General features: G+C 69.5%; 22 protein-coding genes. 17 read left to right on the forward strand and 5 right to left on the reverse strand.

The genetic code is table 11. From position 1 onward, the window contains the following. Window positions 1-8 precede the first annotated feature (8 nt). Window positions 9-1,253, reverse strand: a complete 1,245-nt coding sequence (mycP, locus tag OO54_RS34440; protein ID WP_051787514.1) for a type VII secretion-associated serine protease mycosin — start codon at window positions 1,251-1,253, stop codon at window positions 9-11. Next, on the reverse strand, window positions 1,246-3,039 hold the full coding sequence (gene eccE, locus OO54_RS34445; RefSeq protein ID WP_051787516.1) for a type VII secretion protein EccE: 1,794 nt from the start codon (window positions 3,037-3,039) through the stop codon (window positions 1,246-1,248). The genes mycP and eccE overlap by 8 nt, the downstream gene beginning before the upstream one ends. 268 nt (window positions 3,040-3,307) lie before the next feature. Here eccE and OO54_RS46075 point away from each other — a divergent pair, with 268 nt between their 5' ends. Then, window positions 3,308-3,859, forward strand: a complete 552-nt coding sequence (locus tag OO54_RS46075) for a WhiB family transcriptional regulator (RefSeq protein WP_051787518.1) — start codon at window positions 3,308-3,310, stop codon at window positions 3,857-3,859. 31 nt (window positions 3,860-3,890) lie between these two features. Here OO54_RS46075 and OO54_RS34455 read toward each other — a convergent pair whose 3' ends face one another. The 3 genes from OO54_RS34455 to eccCa all read right to left on the reverse strand — a co-directional run bounded on the left by OO54_RS34455 (window position 3,891) and on the right by eccCa (window position 9,520). Further along, window positions 3,891-4,862 carry a cytochrome P450 gene (locus tag OO54_RS34455; protein ID WP_051787520.1) on the reverse strand — a complete coding sequence of 324 codons (972 nt, stop codon included), beginning with the start codon at window positions 4,860-4,862 and terminating at the stop codon, window positions 3,891-3,893. Window positions 4,863-5,130: 268 nt separating this feature from the next. Continuing rightward, window positions 5,131-5,430 carry a hypothetical protein gene (locus OO54_RS34460; RefSeq protein WP_033210440.1) on the reverse strand — a complete coding sequence of 100 codons (300 nt, stop codon included), beginning with the start codon at window positions 5,428-5,430 and terminating at the stop codon, window positions 5,131-5,133. A gap of 118 nt (window positions 5,431-5,548) precedes the next feature. Beyond that, complete coding sequence (eccCa, locus tag OO54_RS34465) at window positions 5,549-9,520, reverse strand: type VII secretion protein EccCa (RefSeq protein ID WP_078905493.1); 3,972 nt, start codon at window positions 9,518-9,520, stop codon at window positions 5,549-5,551. A gap of 235 nt (window positions 9,521-9,755) precedes the next feature. Here eccCa and eccD point away from each other — a divergent pair, with 235 nt between their 5' ends. The 16 genes from eccD to OO54_RS34545 all read left to right on the forward strand — a co-directional run bounded on the left by eccD (window position 9,756) and on the right by OO54_RS34545 (window position 20,303). Further along, window positions 9,756-11,144, forward strand: a complete 1,389-nt coding sequence (eccD, locus tag OO54_RS34470) for a type VII secretion integral membrane protein EccD (protein WP_033210443.1) — start codon at window positions 9,756-9,758, stop codon at window positions 11,142-11,144. Window positions 11,145-11,189: 45 nt separating this feature from the next. Further along, window positions 11,190-12,662 (forward strand): type VII secretion protein EccB, encoded by a 1,473-nt coding sequence (gene eccB / locus OO54_RS34475; RefSeq protein ID WP_033210446.1) that lies wholly within the window; start codon window positions 11,190-11,192, stop codon window positions 12,660-12,662. Window positions 12,663-12,740: 78 nt separating this feature from the next. After that, entirely contained in the window at window positions 12,741-13,058 is a 318-nt protein-coding gene (locus OO54_RS34480) for a WXG100 family type VII secretion target (protein ID WP_078905494.1), read from the forward strand. 47 nt (window positions 13,059-13,105) lie between these two features. Further along, window positions 13,106-13,462 (forward strand): hypothetical protein, encoded by a 357-nt coding sequence (locus tag OO54_RS34485; RefSeq protein ID WP_033210451.1) that lies wholly within the window; start codon window positions 13,106-13,108, stop codon window positions 13,460-13,462. Window positions 13,463-13,635: 173 nt separating this feature from the next. Next, window positions 13,636-13,971: a hypothetical protein gene (locus OO54_RS34490; protein ID WP_033210453.1), complete on the forward strand. Its 336-nt coding sequence runs from the start codon at window positions 13,636-13,638 to the stop codon at window positions 13,969-13,971. Window positions 13,972-14,070: 99 nt separating this feature from the next. Then, complete coding sequence (locus tag OO54_RS34495; protein ID WP_033210455.1) at window positions 14,071-14,373, forward strand: WXG100 family type VII secretion target; 303 nt, start codon at window positions 14,071-14,073, stop codon at window positions 14,371-14,373. A gap of 108 nt (window positions 14,374-14,481) precedes the next feature. Continuing rightward, on the forward strand, window positions 14,482-14,922 hold the full coding sequence (locus tag OO54_RS34500; protein ID WP_033210459.1) for a hypothetical protein: 441 nt from the start codon (window positions 14,482-14,484) through the stop codon (window positions 14,920-14,922). A gap of 30 nt (window positions 14,923-14,952) precedes the next feature. Beyond that, the gene (locus OO54_RS34505; protein WP_033210462.1) at window positions 14,953-15,339 is read left to right on the forward strand and encodes a hypothetical protein; all 387 of its coding nucleotides are present in this window, start codon (window positions 14,953-14,955) and stop codon (window positions 15,337-15,339) included. Between the two features lie 18 nt (window positions 15,340-15,357). Then, window positions 15,358-16,050 carry a hypothetical protein gene (locus OO54_RS34510; RefSeq protein WP_033210470.1) on the forward strand — a complete coding sequence of 231 codons (693 nt, stop codon included), beginning with the start codon at window positions 15,358-15,360 and terminating at the stop codon, window positions 16,048-16,050. Between the two features lie 98 nt (window positions 16,051-16,148). Next, window positions 16,149-16,466, forward strand: coding sequence for a hypothetical protein (locus tag OO54_RS34515; RefSeq protein ID WP_157856551.1), 318 nt, complete (start codon window positions 16,149-16,151; stop codon window positions 16,464-16,466). 119 nt (window positions 16,467-16,585) lie between these two features. Beyond that, window positions 16,586-16,882 carry a WXG100 family type VII secretion target gene (locus OO54_RS34520; RefSeq protein ID WP_033210476.1) on the forward strand — a complete coding sequence of 99 codons (297 nt, stop codon included), beginning with the start codon at window positions 16,586-16,588 and terminating at the stop codon, window positions 16,880-16,882. Between the two features lie 93 nt (window positions 16,883-16,975). Then, entirely contained in the window at window positions 16,976-17,491 is a 516-nt protein-coding gene (locus OO54_RS34525) for a hypothetical protein (RefSeq protein WP_033210479.1), read from the forward strand. Between the two features lie 14 nt (window positions 17,492-17,505). After that, window positions 17,506-17,949, forward strand: a complete 444-nt coding sequence (locus OO54_RS34530; RefSeq protein WP_033210481.1) for a hypothetical protein — start codon at window positions 17,506-17,508, stop codon at window positions 17,947-17,949. Between the two features lie 42 nt (window positions 17,950-17,991). Further along, the gene (locus OO54_RS42660; RefSeq protein WP_051787523.1) at window positions 17,992-19,149 is read left to right on the forward strand and encodes a hypothetical protein; all 1,158 of its coding nucleotides are present in this window, start codon (window positions 17,992-17,994) and stop codon (window positions 19,147-19,149) included. Window positions 19,150-19,313: 164 nt separating this feature from the next. Next, window positions 19,314-19,865 carry a YbaB/EbfC family nucleoid-associated protein gene (locus OO54_RS34540; protein ID WP_157856552.1) on the forward strand — a complete coding sequence of 184 codons (552 nt, stop codon included), beginning with the start codon at window positions 19,314-19,316 and terminating at the stop codon, window positions 19,863-19,865. A gap of 51 nt (window positions 19,866-19,916) precedes the next feature. Continuing rightward, window positions 19,917-20,303 carry a hypothetical protein gene (locus OO54_RS34545; protein ID WP_033210484.1) on the forward strand — a complete coding sequence of 129 codons (387 nt, stop codon included), beginning with the start codon at window positions 19,917-19,919 and terminating at the stop codon, window positions 20,301-20,303. Window positions 20,304-20,642: the final 339 nt, after the last annotated feature.

Raw genomic sequence — 20,642 nt, forward strand, 5'->3', positions numbered from 1 at the left:
CACGGTTCTCAGTCCCGGCGAGTCGCGTGGCGGGCGGCGAGAACCCCGATGCCGAAGAGGACGATGACGACGCTGGTCCCGATGATGAACCACAGCGTCGCGTCGGCGTCCGCCGACTCGGACCGCGCGGCGGCGGCGCCCGGAGGACGCTCCCCTGGGGACGCGTTCCCGACGCCGGTGGGGGATGGCTGCGGGACCGCTGCCGGCCCGGCCCGACCACCTCCGTCTCCAGCGGCCCCTTCCTCCGGTATGACGGCGGTGACCGCCTTGAAGGGGTTGATGACGCCCCAGCCGACCGCCGGGTCCGGCACCTTGGTGCCGGCGGGGCGGTCAGCGGTCATCTGCATGCGGTGAACGAGCTGATCGACGGTCAGGCCGGGATGGTACGCGCGAATGAGCGCGGCCACGCCCGAGACGAACGGGGCGGCGAAACTCGTTCCCTGATCGATCGCGTAACCGGGACCGCCGATGCCCAGACTGATGACGTCGACGCCTGGTGCGGCGACATCCACGAAGTCACCCGTCACGGAGAACGACGCGGGACGGTCGTCGCGCCCTACGGCTCCCACCCCGAGTACGCCGGGGTACGAGGCGGGGAAGCTGGCCGGCGGATCCTTCTGGTCGTCTCGTGAACGGTTGCCCGCCGACGCGACGATGAGGACGTTCTTGGTTACGGCGTAGGCGACGGCTCCCTTCAAAGCGACGCTCGGACCAGTGGCGTTCGCCGAGATGTTGATGACGTCGGCTCCGCCGTCCACGGCGCTGCGTATCGCGGCGGCCATGCTGTTCGCCGAGCCGTCCTTGCCGTCGGTGGTCTGCCGCACCGGCAGGACGACGCTCCGCGGCGCGATGCCGGAGAACCGCAGCCTGTCGGCCGGCCTGGCGGCCACGATCCCGGCGACGAAGGTTCCGTGTCCCACACAGTCGGTGTCGCCGCGGCCGCTGCCGCCGATGACATCGGCGCCGCGCAGCACCGCGCCTTTCAACTGCGGCACGGACGCGTCGACGCCGGAGTCGACGATGGCGACTACCTGACCCTCACCCTGGCTGATGCGATGAACCCGCTCGACTTCGAGCCGCGCCTGCGCCCAGGGCAGGTCGGGCATTGTCTCCGTCGCCTTCTCCGCGCAGCGCGCCGGGGCGGGCGCTGCGGCCGCCTCCCGGGGCGTCGCCGTCACCACGACGGGCAGACACAGCAGGGCGAGGGCGTAGGCGGCGGTGAGCGCCTTGCGATTGCCGCGCCGCTCAGCCACGAACGTACTCCCCGTCTCCGAAGAGCTGAGCCTCGATCCGCGTGGCCGCGAAGTCGATGATCTCGGTGCTGCCGTGGTGGACCAGGGCGGCTGCCCCCTGGGGCATCAGCGGCAGGGTGCGCAGGGCGATGTCGGGCAGCTCGTAGGCGTCCCGCAGCGCGCGTGCGGTGCCGGCCGGCACGCGTGGCACGAGCACGGCGTCGTACCGTCGCATCTCTTCCGCCCCGGCCGCCGGAACCTTCGTCTGCACGGTGATGCCGATCTGCCACGTACCGAGATCCGCCCGGGGAGCACCCCGGCCGCCAACGATGTCGTCGACGACGGCCACGGGGGCCAGCGGACTGCCGACGGGCGGCGTGGCGCCTCCCGGCAGGCTGATGACCATCCGGTGAGGAGCCACACCGGCGTCACGGATCAGCGAGGCCCACAGCTGCGGCTGAGGGGAGCGGACATGGACGGTCACGCCCGCGCTGAGCAGCCGGAAGACCAGGAGTTCGGCAGCCGATCGGTCCAGGAAGACCCCCAGTCGCACCGACTCCCGGCGCAGCAGCCTGACCGCGGCCATCCGGCCGTCCCTGAAGAACCCGAGCGCCAGTCCCTCCCGGTGCAGCGCGATCTCGGCCGGCCGGTCGGCGGGCGCGGGTGCGACGTGCGGGCCTGCGCTCCGACCCAGCGGCAGGGTCGCGAGTAGCCCCGGAGCCTGTGCGCCGTCGAGTGCCATCAGGGTGATACCACGCTCCGCGGCGGCCTTGGGAAGTGCCTTCGTCGCCGTGGCGGTGGCGCCGACGGTCCGGATGAGGACGGTGTTCCGGGCGTCGCCGGCAGCGCGGTCGGTGCAGGTGAGCGAGAGCAGGGTGCAGCGGGCCGGGAACACGGAGAGCAGGGCCTGCAGCTCGATGAGCCCACCCTGGGCCGGGTTCCAGTCCCGTACCCAGTACGAGACATGCTCGGCGCCGGCCCGCCAGGTGTTCCATTCCTCCATGGCTCCGGGCGGGTTCTCGCCCGGAGCCGCGGTGCCCACTCCCGCCGTCGACGCCAGGGCTTCGGCTGCCTCGGTCTCGTCCAGGATTCGGGCCCGCCACCCTTCTTCCTCGAGCATGCGCACGGCTGAGTTCACTCCGCGGCGCAGGATGCGCCGGATGCCCGCCGCGCCGCCGCCGCGTGCGGCGATGGCCTCGGGGCAGGCGGCGGCGTCGAGACGGAGGGCGATCCATGCCGACTGGGTCAGCGCGACGCGTTCCTTGTTCAGTTCCTGATACGAGGCGGGGCAGATGTCGGCCGCCGCGTCGGTGCCGGACGGCGCGGTGACGTTCTGCACCAGCGCCTGGACGGACTCGAAGACGATGTCGTCGAAGCGCAGGAGTTCCTTCAGCCGCCCGACGGGCAGCAGGCCGCCGTCATCGGCGGTGGTGAGGAGGTCCGCGCGTTCGACGGCGACCATGGAGACCCATGCGCGGCCGTCGTGGACGACGCCCAGTCGGACCCGGCTGCGGCCTTCGGCGCGGCTGACGGTCAGCTCGGGCAGCAGCGTACGAGGCCCGGCGAGAGCGGAGGCGCCCTGGTCGTGGCGCGCCCGGCCGCGGGCCCAGAAGCGCAGCCGGGTGAGCAGCCATTGGTACAGCCATCGGCGCTGGAACCGGATCGCGGTGAGGGCGACGAGCAGTCCGCCGGCCGCGAGCGCGGGGAGCTTGGCGGGTCCCGCGCTCTGGATGCCGAACACGATCAGCGTGGCGGCGAGTTCCCATGCCACGAGCTGTGAGGTCCGGACACCGAGTATCGGTTTCATCGGACGCTCTGCCAACACAGTCATTCCTGTTTCCCGTCCTTCCGCAGTTCTCAGGGGTTCGGCCACATCCCCGTTCCTCGTCGAAGGGCACGGACGGCACGGGTTCCCGGCTCATCCCGGAGCTGACCGGATCGAACCCGGTCCCTGTGGCTGTCGTGGGTGGCTTGTGCGCGGTCGCGCGGGAGCGAACCGCGTTGCGTCCGCCGACGCAGCTCCCTGGACGGCTCGCCGCCCAGGTCGAGGAACGGGACCTTCAGAAAGGCCGATCATGTCCAAGAGTCCGTCGCCCCCGCCGTTCCTGGCCGAACTGGACACGTCCGTGCCCTGTAGCACCCGGCCGGCGCTCTTCCACGCCCCGGACGACGGCTATACCGACCACGGGGTCCGCGGCTTGGCGCGCGTGCGGGACGCGTTCATCCTGTGTGGGGGCTGCCCCGTGATGTCGGCGTGTCGCCAATGGGCCCGGGAGAACCGGGAGGTCGGCATCTGGGGTGGCGAGACCGAAGCCCAGCGGCACGCCGCGAGGCGCGGGTCCGAGGAGCGCAAGAAGGGCCGTCGGCGCGTGTCCGCCGCGGCACGCGAAGCCGGGGACACGGCCGTGGCGCGTCCTCGGCTGACGGCACGTGAGGAAGAGGTGCTGTTCGCGCTCTACGGGGGTCTCCGGCGGGAGGACATGCCCGCCTCTCTGGGGCGCAGCCCGAAGTCCGTGTCACGGTCGATCTACGGGCTGCGGAAGAAGCTGGGCACCGACGAGCTGGGGGTCCTCGGCGAGGCACGGCGAAGGGGCTTGACGCGTACCCCCTATCGGTCGGCCGGCTGAGCGGCAGGGGGAGTAGTCGTCGGGTTCGTTCTCACCAGGTCACCGGCAAGGTGAGGAGGGCGCCCATCAGTTGGCCCATACGGCAGGGCAGCGACTCCGGGGGCTGGGCCGGACGAAGGCCCGGGAACCGACGGAGCAGCGTGCCGAGTGCCACCTCCAGTTCGGTCCTGGCGAGCACCGCCCCGAAGCAGGCGTGTGGGCCGTGACCGAAGGCGATGTGCCGGTTGCCCGTACGCCGGATGTCGAAGCGGTCCGGGTCGGTGAAGCGGCGTGGGTCCCGATTGGCGATGAACGGCAGCGGCATCACCCCTTCGCCGGCGCGGATCACCACGTCCTCACGCGCGACCAACATCCGGAAGGTGGCCCCCTGCGGCTGGAACCGCAGCAGCTCGTCCACGGCTCCGGGCAGCAGATCCGGATCGGCCCGCAAGGCGGCGAGCGCCTCCGGCTCCTGGAACAGGCGCCACACCCCCGAACCGATCGCGTTCACGGTCGTCTCGTGCCCGGCGACCAGTACAGCCAGGCTCAGGTGGACTATCTCGGTGTCGGTGAGCCGCTCGGAATCGTTCCGCGCACCGAGCCAGCGGCTGATCAGATCACCACCCGGTCGTTTCCGCTTGACCGCGAGGCTCTCGAGTAGATAGGTGCCCACCTCCGCGTAGACGTCCGCGACCGCCTCCCGCGAGTGGCTGGTGACCGAGGTGATCGCCGCCGACCAGGCGCTGAGCTTCGGCTGGTCCGTCTTTGGTACGCCGAGGAGTTCGCAGACGATCCCCGTGGCCAGTGGATGGGCGAGCGCGGTGACCAGGTCGCCCGGACGGCCGCCGCGTTCCAGCCGGTCGAGAACTCGTTCGTCAACTCCTGGACGCGCGTGTAGTTCCAAGATCCGCCGTGGGCTGAGCGCGGTGGTGGCCCGCCTGCGCAGTTCGGCGTGTGGTATTCCGTCCAGGTCCAGGGTCCGGTCACGTGGACCGTCACCGCCGAGCCGTCCCCCGGTGCTCACCTATGGATCGGTGGCCCGGGTGGCACACGGGATGCCCGGCGAACTCCCCACCGGGATGGGTGATCAGCAGGTCGTCCGCATCGACCGGATCGGTCGCACGAGTGGCGTCAGTGGTCTGCCTGGGTTCGGTCACGTCGGTGCTCCGTCCATCGGCGTACAGGGGCGAGGGGGACCGCCCGGCTGCACGGAGCCCCCGACCCTCTGGCTCACCGCGCGACGCACGGGAGGCTGAACCAGAGGGTCGGGGCAGCCCGCACCCACCCGTCGGTCAGATGCTCAGTCGCTGCGCGGTCGCAGCATCGTCCTCCTCCACGCCGTTGACGAGAGTGCTGATGTTCTGGGTCACTTCGATCAGCCATTGCCCAACGGCCTTGAGATGCTCGGTGGTCTCCAGGTGGACACGCTCGAACTCCGCTTTGCTGGCTCCCGCCCATCCCTCGAAGTTGAGCTCGACGTTCGTCCTGAGCTGATCGACGGCCGTCTCCACTTCTTGAGTGCCCGCGCCGAGCAGCTTAAGACCCTCGTAGATCGCTTGGGTGTTGTACGTGTAGTTGTCCGGTGTGCTCATGGGTCTCTGCTCGCCTTCGTCAATTCATACTGTAGGTAGGTCAGTTCGTTCAGGCGCAGTCGAATCCGACGCTGCGGGGTCGCGTGCGGGGCGGGTGGCCGACGCCAGCGCGGCCCGGTCAGTCCCTGTCCACCGCGGCGGTCTGGATCAGTACCGGCGCGCTGCGGCGCGTGATCAGCTGGGCCCGGCCCGTCGGGAGCTTCTTCGGCGGGGTGTTGTGCAGGAACGCGCCTTCCTCGCGGCCGCAGGAGAACAGGAGCGCGGGCGTCCCGACCTCCATCATCCGCTTGATGAGCGCGTCGTTCATGCTGCGCATGGCGCCGGTCGTGTTGCGCACGACGACCACATGCAGACCGATCTCCGTGCCCATGGACATCAGGTCGAGGATCGGCGCCATGGGGTGGCGCATCGGGCTGCCGGAGATCAGCAGGTCGTAGTCGTCGATGAGGACGAACAGCTTGGGTCCCTTCCACCAGTCCCGCAGGGGCAGACGCTCTGGGGAGATGTCGGGACCGGGTATCCGCTTGGTCAGCGACTCCGCGACCTCCTTGATCGTCGTCTCCATGGTGTTGACCGCGACCGCGTAGCTGAGTTGATGCTCCTTGGGTACCGCGTCGAAGAGATTGCGTCGAGGGTCGGCGATGATGAACCTCGCCTCGTCGGGGGTGTATCGCTGGATGAGGGACTGGGCGATCACCTTGAGCAGATTCGTCTTGCCCGTCTCGGTCTCGCCGAAGGCGACCAGATGCGGATGCTGCTCGAAGTCGTGCCAGGCCGGTTCGAGAGCCTTCTCCTCCAGGCCCAGGGAGACGCGCACATCCCGCTCCGGCGCGGCGATCTCGGAGAACGGCAGCAACTCCGGCAGGAGTTTGACCTGGGGGGCCTTCGGCCCCTGCCAGGCCGAGGAGATCGCGCCGACGAGCGTCCGGTGCGCGTCCGCCAGCTCCTCCGCGCTCTCCACGCCGTCCGTGCGTGGTACCGCCGCCATGAAGTGCAGGCGCTCACGGGTGAGGCCACGGCCGGCGACCTTCGGTACGCCCGCAGCCGCCTTGGAGTTGATGTCGGACTCCATCGGCTCACCCATCCGGAGCTCGAAACGGGTCCCCATGGCGTCGCGCAGCCAGGCGCGGTAGTCCGCCCAGCGGTTGGACGCGATGATCAGGTGCACGCCGTAGGCGAGGCCGCGAGAGGCGATCTCCTGAATGGCCGACTCCAGCTTGTCGAAGTCCTGACGCAGCGTGAACCAGCCGTCGATGACCAGGAACACGTCACCGTAGGGGTCGTCGCTGAAGCGACCATCACGGCGTGCCTTGCGGTACTCCGCCATGGACTCCACGCCGCCCGCGGGGAAGGCGTTCTCGCGCCGGTCGATCAGCGCCTTGATCTCGTTGACGCTGCGGATCACCCGGTCCACGTCCAGCCGGCCCGCCACGCTGCCGACATGGGGCAACCCGCGCAGCGAGGCCAGCGAGCCGCCGCCGAAGTCCAGGCAGTAGAACTGGACTTCGCGGGGGGTGTGGGTGAGCGCGAGCGCGGTCACCAGCGAGCGTACGAGGGTGGACTTGCCGCTCTGGGTACCTCCGGCGATGCCGACGTGACCGCCCGCACCCGAGAGGTCCGCCCACAGGTTGTCGCGGAGCTGCTCCAACGGCTTGTCGACCAGACCCACCGGTACCTGCAGCAGCCCGCGCCCCTGCCCGTCGGCCGGGCAGAGCCCGAACTCCGGGTGGGGGGCCAGGGGCGGCAGCAGCATGTCCAGCGTGGGCGGGGCACTCAGCGGAGGCAGCCACACCCGGTGGGCGGGAGCCCCCTGTCCCTCCAGCCGGTCCAGGATGATGTCCATCATCGTCTCGGCGCTCTCACCGACGGGCGCGTCGACCGCCTCGGTCTCGGCGCTCTCCAGCACGCGCGGAGCGATGTACTGCGTGGTGAAGGGCACCACCTGCTGCTCGATGACCGCCTGCCGGCGGGTCCGGGTGGTGGCCGAACGGTAGGTGCCCGACACATAGGCCGCGCGGAATCGCTCCAGGGTGGAGGTGTCCGTCTTCAGGTAGCCGTGGCCGGGTGCCGACGGCAGCGTGTAGGCGTCGGGCACGCCCAGCACCGCACGGGATTCGTTGGCGGAGAACGTGCGCAGGCCGATCCGGTAGGAAAGGTGTGACTGGAGCGCGTGGATACGCCCCTCCTCCAGCCGCTGCGACGCCAGCAGCAGATGCACCGCGAGGGACCGGCCGAGCCGGCCGATCATCACGAATGTCTCGATGAACTCCCGCTTCTGCGAGAGCAGTTCGGAGAACTCGTCGACGACGACGAACAGCGAGGGCAGCGGGTCGAGAGCGGCACCCGCTGCGCGGGCCTTCTCGTAGTCGTGCACCGAGCTGAAGTTGCCCGCCGCCCGCAGCAGCTCCTGACGGCGCGTCATCTCGCTCTGCAGCGCCTCCTGCATGCGGTCCACCAGCGGCAGCTCGTCCGCGAGGTTGGTGATGACTGCCGAGGTGTGCGGCAGCCGCTCCATCCCGAGGAAGGTGGCGCCGCCCTTGAAGTCGACCAGGACGAAGTTCAGCGCCTCGGAGGAGTGGGTGACGGCGAGGCCCAGGACCAGCGTGCGCAGCAGCTCGGACTTGCCGGAACCGGTGGCGCCGATCAGGATGCCGTGCGGCCCCATTCCGCCACGCGCCGCCTCCTTGATGTCCAGGTCGACGGGGACGCCGCTCTCCGAGATGCCGATCGGAATGCGCAGCTGGTCCCAGGTGGAGCGGGGCCGCCAGGTGATCTGCGGGTCCAGCTTCTTGACGTCACCGACGCCGAGCATGGTGGGCAGTTCGAAGTCGGACAGCGTCGGCTCCGACTTCTCGGTGGACTCCCCCGCCCGATACGGGGCGATCAGCCGTGCGAGCTTGCCCGACACGGCGGCGCTGAGGTGGTCCGGGCGGCACACCAGTGTGTAGTCGTCGGCCCCCGACTCCGTCCGGGTGATCTGCTCCACCTTGTCCTCGGACACCTGCAGGCGCAGCACGAACTTGTTGTTCCGCCGGGGGAGCGAGCCGGAGAGATCGAGCACGACCGCGTTGCGGTAACCGCTGGTCGCCGCCTGGGCGTTCACCGGCACCTTGGCGTCGTCCACCACGATCACGAGATACGGCTCGTTGGCGGAGACCTCCGAGTCGGCCTCGTACCGTCCACGCTCACCCAGCTCCTCGCCGCCGAGCAGCTCCTCCAGCTTCTCCCACTCCTGAGCGACCATCCGCACCGGACCGGCGGCGTCGGTCTGCTTGGGATGCTGGCAGTGCGGCAGCCACTTCACCCACTCCCACTCCTCGGTCGCGGCCCCTGGGCCGGCGAGGACCGCGATCCGTACGTCCTCGGGGGAGTGGAAGGTCGCCAGTGACGCCAGTACCGCGCGTGCCAGTCCGCGGATCGCGTCCCGGTCGCCGTCCATCAGGATGTGGGCGAAGCCCGGCAGATAGAGGGAGATCGGCGTCGCGGGAACGGTCGAGTACGCCTCGATGAACCGGCGCAGCGCGTGCGTCGCCACCGGTTCCAGGTCCTCCACCGGAGCGGTCTCCGGAGCCTTGATCGACACGGCGAGCCCCTGCCGACCGGTGCCGATGCGCACCTCGCCGAAGTCCGGATGCGAGGAACGACGCTCCCAGAGCCGCTTGCTGAGGGCCGCCGACCACAGTCCGGCCGGTTCGGGATGCTGCCACTGCAGATGCTGGCGCTGCTGGTCGGCGGCCTTGCGGACCTTTCGGCGCTCCTGGGCGAGATACCGCAGATAGCCGCGGCGTTCACCGCGGAGCTTGCGCTTGCGCTCGACCCCGGGCCGCAGCAGGTTCATGACCAGCATCAGAACCATGGACACGGCCATCGCGCCCATCATCACGTACCTGATCACGGCACCGATGCCGGGGACGATGAACATCATCGACATGGCCGCGCTCTGGGTGAGCATCGGCATGATGCCGAGCACTCCCATGAAGCCCTGACTCTCCAGAGCCGGCAGCGGCGGTGGAGCCTGCATACTCAGCTCACCGCTCGGCAGCTCCGGAGCAGAGCGCCGCGCGGGGCGGCGGAACAGCACGGTCGACACCCTTGCCTCCCATCGGGTTCGTGCTTGTGGGCAGGACGGAGCCGCGAGGTACCCGCCGTTCCTCCGGGTGCGTCCTGGTGGTTCCTCAGCTGACGAAGGGCCCAGGCCGCGATGGCGGAGGCGCGGTGACCCCGGAGTCCTTCGCAGGAGGGCACGGGCGTTGTGCCGAGAAGTTCAGCCCGAACTCGCCGAACCAGGAGTGAACCCGCCGTGGGAGCGGGTCGTGCATTGCGACGTGAACAGCCATGTGACCAACGAACTGTGCCGATTGATGCTGGTGACGCCCGCGTCGTCACTCGAGGTCGCGGTGCCCTCGGACGTCCCGCTGTACGACCTCCTCCCGGCGCTGCTCATCTACGCCGGCCCGGACCTCGCGGACGCGGGTGGGGAACACGACGGCTGGGTGCTCCAACGGTTCGGCGAGCCCCCCTTCGACGAAGAGCGGACGCTCGCCGCACTCTCCCTGCGTGACGGGGAGACCGTGTACCTCAGGCCAAGGGCGGCAGAGCTGCCCGCACTCGACTTCGACGACCTGATCACCGGTGTGGCCGCCGGGACGGGCAAGCGCCCCGACCGCTGGCGGGACGCCATGACCGGCAGGCTCTTTCTGGGTCTGGCCGCCGGCGCACTGCTGACCGGATTCCTCGCCCTGCTCCAGGACGGCCACCCCCTCGCCCGAGCGGCGGGGGCCGGCACGGTGGCCTTCCTCCTGATGGCCACCGGCGCCGTCCTCGCCCGAGCGGCCAAGGACCAGGCGGCCGGCGCCCTGCTTGGGCTCGCCGCCGTTCCGTACGCCGGTCTCACCGGTTACCTGCTCACCGCCCGCCCCGGCGTGGAGAAGATCTTGCCGGAGCAGGTGCTCGCGGCAGGCGGTGCGTCGCTGGTGGCCGTCGTGCTGGCCCTGGTCGCCATCTCGGTGACCATGCCGGCCTTCGCCGCCGCCCTGGTGGGCACGGGAGCACTGGCCCTGGGCGGGCTCCTGTCCGCGCTCGCCGACGCCAAGTGGTTCGAGGCCGCGGCAGTCGTGCTGGTCGCCGCCCTCGTCTTCAACGTCACGGTGCCGATGACGTCCTTCCGCATGGCGGACCTGCGCATGCAACCCCTGCCGTCCGACGCGGAGGAACTGCAGGAGGACGTCGAGCCCCTGCGCGCGCAGGGGCTGATGGACCGGGCGGTCGTCGCCGACCACTGCATGACCGCCCTCTTCACGGCGGTCGGACTGGTGTGCACGGTGTCGCTGCTGGTACTGGCCCCCGTCGTCGGCTGGGCCACGACAGGCCTGTCCGTCGCCGCGTGCGCCGCGCTTCTGCTGCGCAGCCGGGTCGTCATCAGCGCGCGGCAGCGCATGGCGCTGCTCGTCCCCGGAACGGTCGGCCTGGTGATCGTGGTCCTGCGACTGTCCGGCGAGATGCCGGTGGCCATGAGGCTGCCCGTGGTGGTCGCCTCCGTGATCGTCGCCGCCGGGCTGTGCGTCATCGGAGCCCGGATGCTGCCCGGCCGCCGGCTGCTCCCCTACTGGGGGCGGGCGGCCGAGATCTCCGAACTGCTGGTGGGCGTCTCGATGCTGCCCCTCGTCCTGGGCGTCCTCGACGCGTACTCCTGGGCGCGCAATCTGATGGCCTGACCAGAAGCCCTCATCTCCTCACGACCCCAAGCGAGGTAGCTTCAGATGCATACGCGGCGGGACCAGGTCCAGGCGCATCTCTTCACCCTGAGCAGGGTCACCGGCGGACTGATCCGGGCGGAGCCGGACGCCGCCGAGATCCCGATGCGCCGCTTCACCCTCGGCGCGGTCGCGGGCACCGCGATCGGCCTCGTCAGCCTGGGCGGCCTGGTGGCCTTCGGGCTCATCTCTCCTGGCATCAACAACTCCTTCAAGAAGCAGGGCACCATCGTGGTGGAGAAGGAGACGGGAACCCGGTACATCTTTCTGGACGGTGCCCTGCATCCCGTGCTCAACCACACCTCGGCCCTTCTTGTCAGCGGTAAGCCCGCCACGCAGAAGAAGGGCGGCCTGTTCGGCGGTGCCTCGGGCATTCAGACGATCTCCGTCAAGTCCCTCAAGGGGGTACCCAAAGGCCCGCCGATCGGCATCGTCGGCGCGCCCGACAACCTGCCCGACGCCAAGGCGTTGGACCGCGGCTCCTGGACGGTCTGCTCCGCCGCCACCCCCTCCCCGGACGGCACCGTGCAGAAGTCGGTCACCGCCTATCTCGGCGGCGCCGGCAAAGGCGTCACCGAACTCGACGACCAGCAGTCCTTGCTCGTCACATCGGATGACCGGACGTTCCACCTCGCCTGGACGGACCGCCGGCTCAAGATCCCCTCGGCCCCGGCACTGACCGCGCTCGGCTACGCCGGCGCCACCTCCTTCGACGTCAAGGCGTCCTGGCTGAACTCGCTTCCGGCGGGCGCCGACCTCAAGGGCCCTGAGGTACCGGGCCGTGGCGCGGCGGGACCAGCGGTCGGCGGCGCGGCGACCAGGGTCGGACAGGTCTTCCGGGACCCGAGCGGATCGTCCTTCCTCCTACTGAAGGACGGTCTCTCACCGCTCAGTGAGACGGAGGCCGCGCTGGTGCTCGCCGACCCCCGGACGGCTCTGGCCTATCCGAGGGCGCAGGTGCTCCCTATCGAGGTCGGTACGTCGGCGGTCGCCGGTGCCCCCCGGTCGGCCCGGGAGCCGACCGGAGCACAGCACCCCGGCAAGCCCCCCACGGCGGTGGCCACCGGGGGCGCCGCGACGCGCGTCCCCTGTTTCCGGGTCACGCCGGGCACAGCGGGGGAGGGCGCCAAGCTCCGGATCGCCTTCCGCGACAGCGCGCCGGCCAAGGTGGCAGCCCCGGCCGTCGCCCCGCCGAGCCCCGCCGTTCCCGGGAGCTCCCAGGTCGCGGACCGCGTGGTCGTGACCCCTGGCAGCGGAATGCTGGTCAGGCAGGAGGCTCCGGCGGGTGAGGCGGAGCCGCGGATCTATCTCATCACCGACCTGGGCGTGAAGTACGCGCTCACCGCCGACGTGGCGAAGAAGCTTGGCTACGACGCCGCCGGCGCCGTGGCCATGCCGTCCACGGTGCTCGACCTGGTCCCCACAGGTCCGGCACTCGACCCCGAAGCGGCCAGGCAGCCGCTCGCGGCGAACCCCTGAGAACCCGAGGAAACCCCCGGACGAACCGCACGGTCGGCGCATCGCGGGACCGCGGCGGAACAACAGTGAGGAGAACCCATGTCAACACCGATTGCCCAGAACTTCGAGGGAATGCGCGCGGGAATCGGCGCGGTCATCAACTGCTGGGAAGGAGTCGAAACCATCCTCGCGAAGGCGACCGCCGACGCCAACACCATGCTCGCGTCCTGGGAGGGTTCCTCGGCAAGTGCCTTCAGGAACCTCATGGCGGAGTGGCTGCGAGTGATGTACCTCGCCAACGAGCGCCTCAAGGACCTGGACGAGGTCCTCAAGGACGTCCTCAACGAGCAGGTCGCGAAGGAAGGCGACCGGGCTCAGCGGATGAAGCAGCTCGAGTTCAACAAGCAGTTGGGCTGACCGTCCGGTACGCCCGAAAGACCACGACCTCCTGAGGAGAGATCCGTATGACCACACCCAACAATCCCGTCGACGCGGCATTCGATTCGCTGTTCGGGCCGCTCTTCGAGATGGGACAGGCCTACGCCTACGCCATCGAGCCGATCCTCGACGGACTGGACGAACTCGGCAAGGTGACCGACGTGGTGGAGAACTCCGTCGCCACCATGAAGGCCAACGTCGAGCTGAACTTCGATGGCTGGGCGGGGGCGAGCAAGGCGGAGTTCACGCGTGTCCACCAGGAGACGGCCGCGCATCTCGTGGCCATCTCGGACTGGCTGCTGGAGATGAAGCAGAAGGTCGGTGTGCTCGTCCAGGGCGTGTCGGACGACGACAACGCGACGGCACAGCGTCTGAGCCAGTGATCGCCGGCGCACGAACGGGCCCATCGCCGGCCTGAACCAGAGGCCGGCGCCGTTCGTGCCATCCAGCGCCGAGGTACCGAAGGGACCCTCTGGCAGACGGTGTCTCGGCAGCCTGAGCCATGCTACGGGTCCCTTCGCCCGGAACGCAGACCACTACCCCGAGGGGGATCGAAGTGTCCACGCCATCAGGTCGGATCAGTCAGGACATCGCCAACACCACCTTCGCGATCAAGAAGATCGAGAACGCGGTGACGAACCTCAACAAGATCGTCACCGACATCGGCACACAGACCGACAACGCCGGTTTCCAGGGCGATGCCAAGCTCGCCCTCGACGACGCCGCCGCCACGCTCCAGACCGATCTGCGCAACGAGATCGCCGACCTCGAGGCGTACGGCCAGTTGGCACAGGCGGAACTGGACGCCCAGGAACAGGCTGAGGATGCCCGCCGCGCCCAGCTGGAGAGTATGGGAAGCACGATGCAGACCCCCACGTACCCCACGCGCTGACCCGGTTCCCTGCCGCGGGACAGAAGCCGGCCCAGGGCTCGGACCACGCCCTGACATCGACCGAAGCAATCGCACACACCGCTGAGCCAAGGAGCTCACATGCCAACGTCAGGTTACTCGTACTCGACGGACGACGTCCGTAACGGCGCCTCGATCCTCCTCAGTAACCACGCAGCGTTCCTGGACGAGATCAACAGTCTGGAGAACCAGGTTCTCCAGTCCACGTCGGGCTGGCAGGGAGCGTCAGGTGACGCCTTCCGCCTCACCATACAGAACATAAGGAAGCACCTCGACGAGACGGCCAGGGGGATCGAGATGACGTCGCAGCACCTCAGCGCGCTGGCCGACGACGTCGAGGAGGAGGACAGCGCGACCGCGGGGCGCTTCCAGCAGCTGGGGTAGATCCCGCCCCGCCGTGGCGGGAGCACTGCCGCTCCAGGCTGTGGGCCCCGCGACGGCGCGGGGCCCACGCCGTTGTGATCGCCGATGCCACCCCCAGGAAGGGTCTTGATGGCAGGAAAACGCACCGCAGCCGATCCGGCGGAGGTCATCGCCTATGGAGAGTTCCTGCGGCACATCGCGGAACCGGAAGGAAAGGACGCCACCGGACTCGGCGGCGCCATCGAACTCCTCCGGCCGTTGTCCGTGCCCGTACCGGACTCCGTGTACCTGCCCAGCGGAGCGGCGTTCGCCAGGGAGCTCAACGGCAACCTGGAACGGCTGCGCGTCGCTCTGGGAGAGACGGGGACCGATTGCCGCCTCCTGGGGGAGGCGCTGGTGCAGGCCGGCCGGTCCTTCCGTGACGCGGAGGAAGCGAGAAGCGCCATGGTGGCGAGCCTGGGACCGAAGGTTCCCGCGCTCCGGCCGACGGACGCGTCACCCCTCGGGGGCCCGACGGAACAGGCAGGCGCCGACCCTCAGCCCGTTGTGGACGATCCGGCACAGAACTGAGAACCAGGTGAAGAGAGAGGGGACGCGGTCATGACGGTGGACCCGGGCGTGAACGCTGCTCAGAGCAGTGGCGTAGCGCAACTGCAGGCCCTGCTGGCAGCGCTGGGCGAGGTGGACGCGGAGGCGTACTTCTCCGCGGCGGACACCTTGGAACGCGTCGCCACGCTGCTCTCGGCGACCGCGGACCAGATCGAGGAGCGCAGCGAGCGCATCTTCCGCGGCGCCGGCGGAGCCGAACGCTGGGAAGGCCAGGCCGCGCGGGCCGCCGAGGAACTCGCCGCCTCGCTCGTGGCGCGCCTGCGGAAACTCGTCCGGATCGTCGAATCCTGGGCGACCGGCACGAGTTCCGCCGGTGAAGGAATCAACAGCGCCGCCCACGAGGTGAACGACGTGATCAGGAACGCCTCAAGTGTGTGACGGACGAGGAGGTGGGAGATGGCCGACAGGCATCTGGATGTCGTGTTGACGCCCGACCAGGCGCTGAGGATCACGCCGATCGTGGACGGGATCGTCGCGGGGCTGAACAGACGGCTCGATGACCACCGCTGTCAGCTCAGCGGAAACGGGGAGGGCGCGGAAATCACGAGGGCCCGTGAGGAGGGCGGACGGGATCCCAGACGCTCCCTGCTCGACGAGGAGCGGCCCGTCGGGTCCGTGACCGCGGAGTCCGACGGGGTCCTGGGCCGTGACCACGGCCCGGCCACCGTTCTGAGCGGTGTGGGCTTTGGAGGAGGGCCGGCCACCGCGGCGGAGCTCCAGCAGGGAGCGCTGCCGCCGTCCGGACAGCAGCCGTCCACAGCGCCCTTCGGACTGCCGGGAGGTCCCACCGTCGGGGTCGCCGGTGTGACCGCCGGTGCCGGTCTCGGAGGCATGGGCATGGGGATGGGCATGGGGGGCGGCGCCTCGGGCGGATCCCGTGGTGGCCGATCCGCATCCGGCACTCTCGGCAAGGCCGACCCCGACGTATGGGGAGCCGGCGCTCGGGACACCTGGGAGCACGGCCGGGACAGGGGTGAGGGCACGACTCTGGCGAGCGGCGAGACACGCGGCAGGGCCCGCGGCGGGAGCACGGGCTCGGGTGGCTCCGGGGGCGGTGGCCCGCCCGGGGCGGTGCTCGGCCGGCGTTGACGAACGGACGCGTCTCTTCCACCAGAAGGCGTGAACCCTACCCGCCGAAGTCCCGTGATCCGATGCAGAACCCCTCAGAACACCGACAAGGAGACACCGTGTCAGCCGATGTGACCGCCGCAAATGTGGCGCAGATGCAGCAGGGCCTCGAGCTGGTCAACCAGACGCTCGCAGTGTGCACGTCGACCCAGACCAACACCGAGGACAACGTCGAACAGCTCATGCAGCACTGGGACGCCGGATCGCGGGAGACGTTCACGCGGGTCATGGCCAAGTTCTCGGAGCGCGTGATCGCCATCCGGAACGAACTGGGCACGGTCCAGGACCAGCTGCAGGACACCCTCAAGCTCCAGATCCAGACCGAGGAGTCGGCGCAGGACAGCATGAGCGGGCTCCAGCAGCTGCTGAACGGCTAGTTGTCAGGCATCGGGCCGCCCCGGCGGTAGCGGGACCCCAGTGTCCGATCGAGGGCACCCCTGAGAACTCCGAGCACCCTGAGAACTCTGAGATCGCTGAGAACAAGGAGAGGCAAGACATGTCCGTGGACGGTTTCCGGGGAAATCCGGAGCAGATGAAGCAGATGGTCGAACTGATGGTCTCGTGTGGCAACACCTTCGGTCAGGCGCTCGATCGCCTGGAGCAGGAGATCCAGCCCACTCTGTCCGAGTGGGAGGGTGAGTCGAAGAACGTCTACATCGAGTGCCAGAAGAGCTGGGACGCCCTGGCCAAGGAGCTTCAGCAGTTCCTCCTCAAGGCGGCCGAGGGCGTGGAGGGTGTCGCGAACATCTACCGCCAGCAGGACGTCCAGGCCGCAGCAGGCTTCGGCGGCTGACGACAGCGCCGTCCGTTCCCACACGACGCCACGCTTCGCGACCCGCTGGAATCGGGTCGCGGAGCGTGGCGCGACCAAAAGGGGTGATGCATCGTGTCGGAAGACGGCGCGAGCACGATCAGCGTACAGCCCGCCGATGTCGCCGCGTTCGGGCAGTTCCTTCAGGCCTGCGCGGGTGAAGGCAGCGATGCGGTTCCGGGAATCACACAGATCATCGGTCTGATGGAGACGCTCGGGATCAACCCGGGAGACTCCGCGGTGATCCCGAACGCCGACGCTTTGACCAACACCTTCGTGGAGGTCTGCCGCACACTCATGGAAGCGCTGACGCTGTTCGCCAAGGGTATCGGTGAGGTCGGCGGCCAACTCGTGACCGCAGCGGGCGCATACGCGTCGGCGGAAGAGCTGGCACAGGCCGACGTAGGGGATCTCGGAGCCCTGCTGGCGGCCACTGACGAGTTCATGAAGGAGTCGGGTGGCAAGACGGCGACGCTGGGCGAGCTGACCCGGAAGCTCGCCGAGGAAGGCGCCGCCGCCGAACAGGGCCAGACGGAGCCGGCCGCGCAAACCGTGGCCACTCCCGCGGCCAACCCCGTGAACCAGGCGTAAGGACGGCATACATCGTGGCGACAGAGACAAAGGAGTCGGCCCTCACGGCCGAAGCGGCGGCGGACGCCATCCTGGCCCTACAGAAGGTCATCGCCGCCATCAGCGCTTCCGATCCGGACAGCTTCTTCAGATCGGCGGACACGCTGCAGCAAGTGGGCGACAAGCTGAACGAGTTGTCCACCGGGATCGGGGACAGGGCGAAGATCCTGTTCATGGGCGGCGCGGACGGTGGACGCTGGGAAGGTGAAGGCGCCGCGGCCTGCGCCCGGATCGTGGGCCAGTTCAACGCCTTCCTCATGGAGGTCCTCGCGGCCGTACGCCAGTGGCCCGAGCCGGTCCGCGGCTGTGGCGAAGCCCTCCAGCGGACGTGGTACGAGGTCGACGCCGTCCTCGCCAAGCACTCGGGAACCGCCGCGACTCCAGAAGCGAGCGACCCCGGTGGCGAGACGACCTCCTGAGCACAGTCACAACCTTCGACGAGATGAGGAGGTGGCCACGACATGGCCGCTCTACCACAGCGGAGTCTGACTCCCGAGCAGGCCGTCGCGGCCGCCGGTGAGATGGTCGGAGTCATCGAGCAGCTGGGCACCGACTACGGCTATCACCGGGGCTATCTGGGAGACGCCAACCCGCAGATCTACGAACTTCCCGTGCTGGGGGACCTGAAAACCGTCGGCGCGATGCCGTCCACTCCGCCGACGGTGCCCGCGGCGCCTCCCGGATACGCGTATGACGAGAACGGGCAGCTCGTGCGGTCCAGTTCGGCCGCGGGCGCTCAGCCGGCCCCGGCGCCTCCCGGATACGCGTATGACGAGAACGGGCAGCTCGTGCGGTCCAGTTCGGCCGCCGGCGCTCTGCCGACCGCGGAGCCTCCCCCTGGTTTCGCGTACGACGAGAGCGGGCAGCTCGTGCGGACGGCTTCGGACGCCGGCACGCTGCCGGTCACGTTGCCTCCTGGTTCGACGAACGCGGAGAGGCTCGACAAGCTGAGCCTGCCGACCACGCGCATCGACGGCATCGACAGCGTCGCCGTCAACCCCACGACGCAGCTCAGCGGCTTCCGGGCGCCTACCTCTCAGACGGGGACTGACGTCCCCTTCGGGTTTCCCGGTTCCTCCCCCTCAGGGGCGACCAGCACGCTGTCGCCCCTGTCCACGCCCGGCCAGCCGGCGACCTTGGGCCTGCCGGGGTTCCCCCGCTACAGCATCGGGGGAGTAGACCCGGCCACGTCCCTGAGCGGCAAGTCCGCGACTCCCCTCACGTTCGGCGGCGGAGCTGGCGGCGGCGGTGTGGGAGGCGGTGTGGGAGGCGGCGGTTATGGCGCCCTGCCCACCGGAGGCCTCTCCGCCAAGAGTTCCGGAGGTGGTGCGTCCGGCGGCGGCACCCCCGGGGCGGGGTCGGACCCCACGAACCTGTCCGGGGGCGCCGCTCGCGGAGCGGGGCGGCTCGCCGCACCGAACGGTGGAGGCGCGGCCGGTCAGGTCGGAGGAGCCCCCATGGCGCCCATGATGCCCATGGGAGGCGGCGGTGGGGGAGCGCCCTCACCGCAGCAGGGCCAGGAGGAGCAGAGCTCAAGCAAGGACTGGCTGCAGGAGGAGCAGTCGGTGTGGGGCGGTGAAGGGGACGGCGCGTCACCGAAGACGCTCGGCCGTCACTGACACGGCACTGACGGCGACGCGTCGACCGTGCGCCGTCGAGAGATCCGTACGACTCGGAGGGCCGACCCCACAGTGCTGGGGTCGGCCCTCCGGGCATGGGTGAACCGTTTCCTCCACAGGTCCGTGCCATCGCTCGGAGTTCAGATTCAGCCATGGAGGCGGACATGATCGATCCGGCGAACGAAGCCCGCATGCAGGAGATCCTCAGCAGTTTCGAGAAGAAGCGCGACGCGATCCTCGCAGCCCAGGAGGGGTTGAAGAACGCGGCGGAGACGGTTCGGTCGGAGAGCAAGCTCGTCAGCGCGACCGTGAGCGTGCAGGGCGAGCTCACGTCGCTCACCTTCCACAACACCAAGTACAAGCAGATGTCGATGAACGAGCTGGGCACGGTCGTCATGGCGACCGTGCGCGAGGCGCACGAGCGCGCGCGGGCCCAGGCCATGACCGCCATCGCGCCCGCCCTGGCGGTGGACACCGACGCACCCGGCGGCTTCAGTCCCTGGGACGTGCTGCCCGGCGGTCTGAGTGGGGCCAACGGCGAGCTGATGCGGATGATCAAGGGCAGTTTCGAGCAGGCCCTGACGGGCCTCGCCGCCGGCGGCGTCGACGACGTGCCGGCCGGCCCCGCCGCCCCGAGTGGTCACCGCGGTGCGGCGGCGAAGAACACTCCCGCGAGCAAGAGGCGTCCCGCGCGCTCGCTGGCCGACGAGGACTGACCCCCGTCGGCCTGAACCGGCCACCCGCCTACCTGGAAGGACTGACAGCGCATGAGCACCCCACCCCCGGCGTCCGACCCCAAGGGGCCCAACGACCCCGTGGTTCTCAACGGCGACAACGGCGAGATCGTCGTCGTTCCCTCGCAGATCAAGCCCTACGGCATGCAGCTCTCCGAGCTCGGCAGGGAGGGAATGGCCCAGGCCTACAGTATTGAGACCGAAACCGGCGGGCGGCTGGGAGACGGCGGCGACGAGATGAGCGAGGCTCTCGACTCCTGGTACGTCAAGGGCCGTGTGGACCTGGTGGCCGGACTGAAGAGCCTGGTCGAGGGAGTCACGGCCTACGGGGACGGCATCGACATGATGGCCCAGTCCGCCACCGACGCCGAAGACAACGCCCAGGACACCATCGACGCGCTGAAGAAGGCCATCGAGTAACGCGCCGGGTCCGCCGGGCGTTCTACCCGGCCCGGGGCCGCCGCTCGCCAGGCCTTCACCCTTCTCCGTCCCCCCCAGCTCCTTTCACCTCACCCCTTCTCGTCATTCGCCCTTGCGCGCGATGGAGGTCCCTTCATGCCTTCCGCATTCCTCGACAACAGCCCTCTCTCGTCGCGGTGGGGGTGCTGAACATGGGTGACATCGAGGTTCCGGAGTGGGCTGAGGGTCCGCTGGGTGCGCTGGGTGGTCAGGCGTGGCCGCAGTTGAGTGAGTCGGCGCTGATCGAGGAGTCGTTGCGGTGGGAGGCCGTGGCGGAGTTCGTGCGGGAGCTGGAGTCGC

The organism is Streptomyces wedmorensis, from assembly GCF_000716445.1.
Classification (GTDB): Bacteria; Actinomycetota; Actinomycetes; order Streptomycetales; family Streptomycetaceae; genus Streptomyces; species Streptomyces wedmorensis.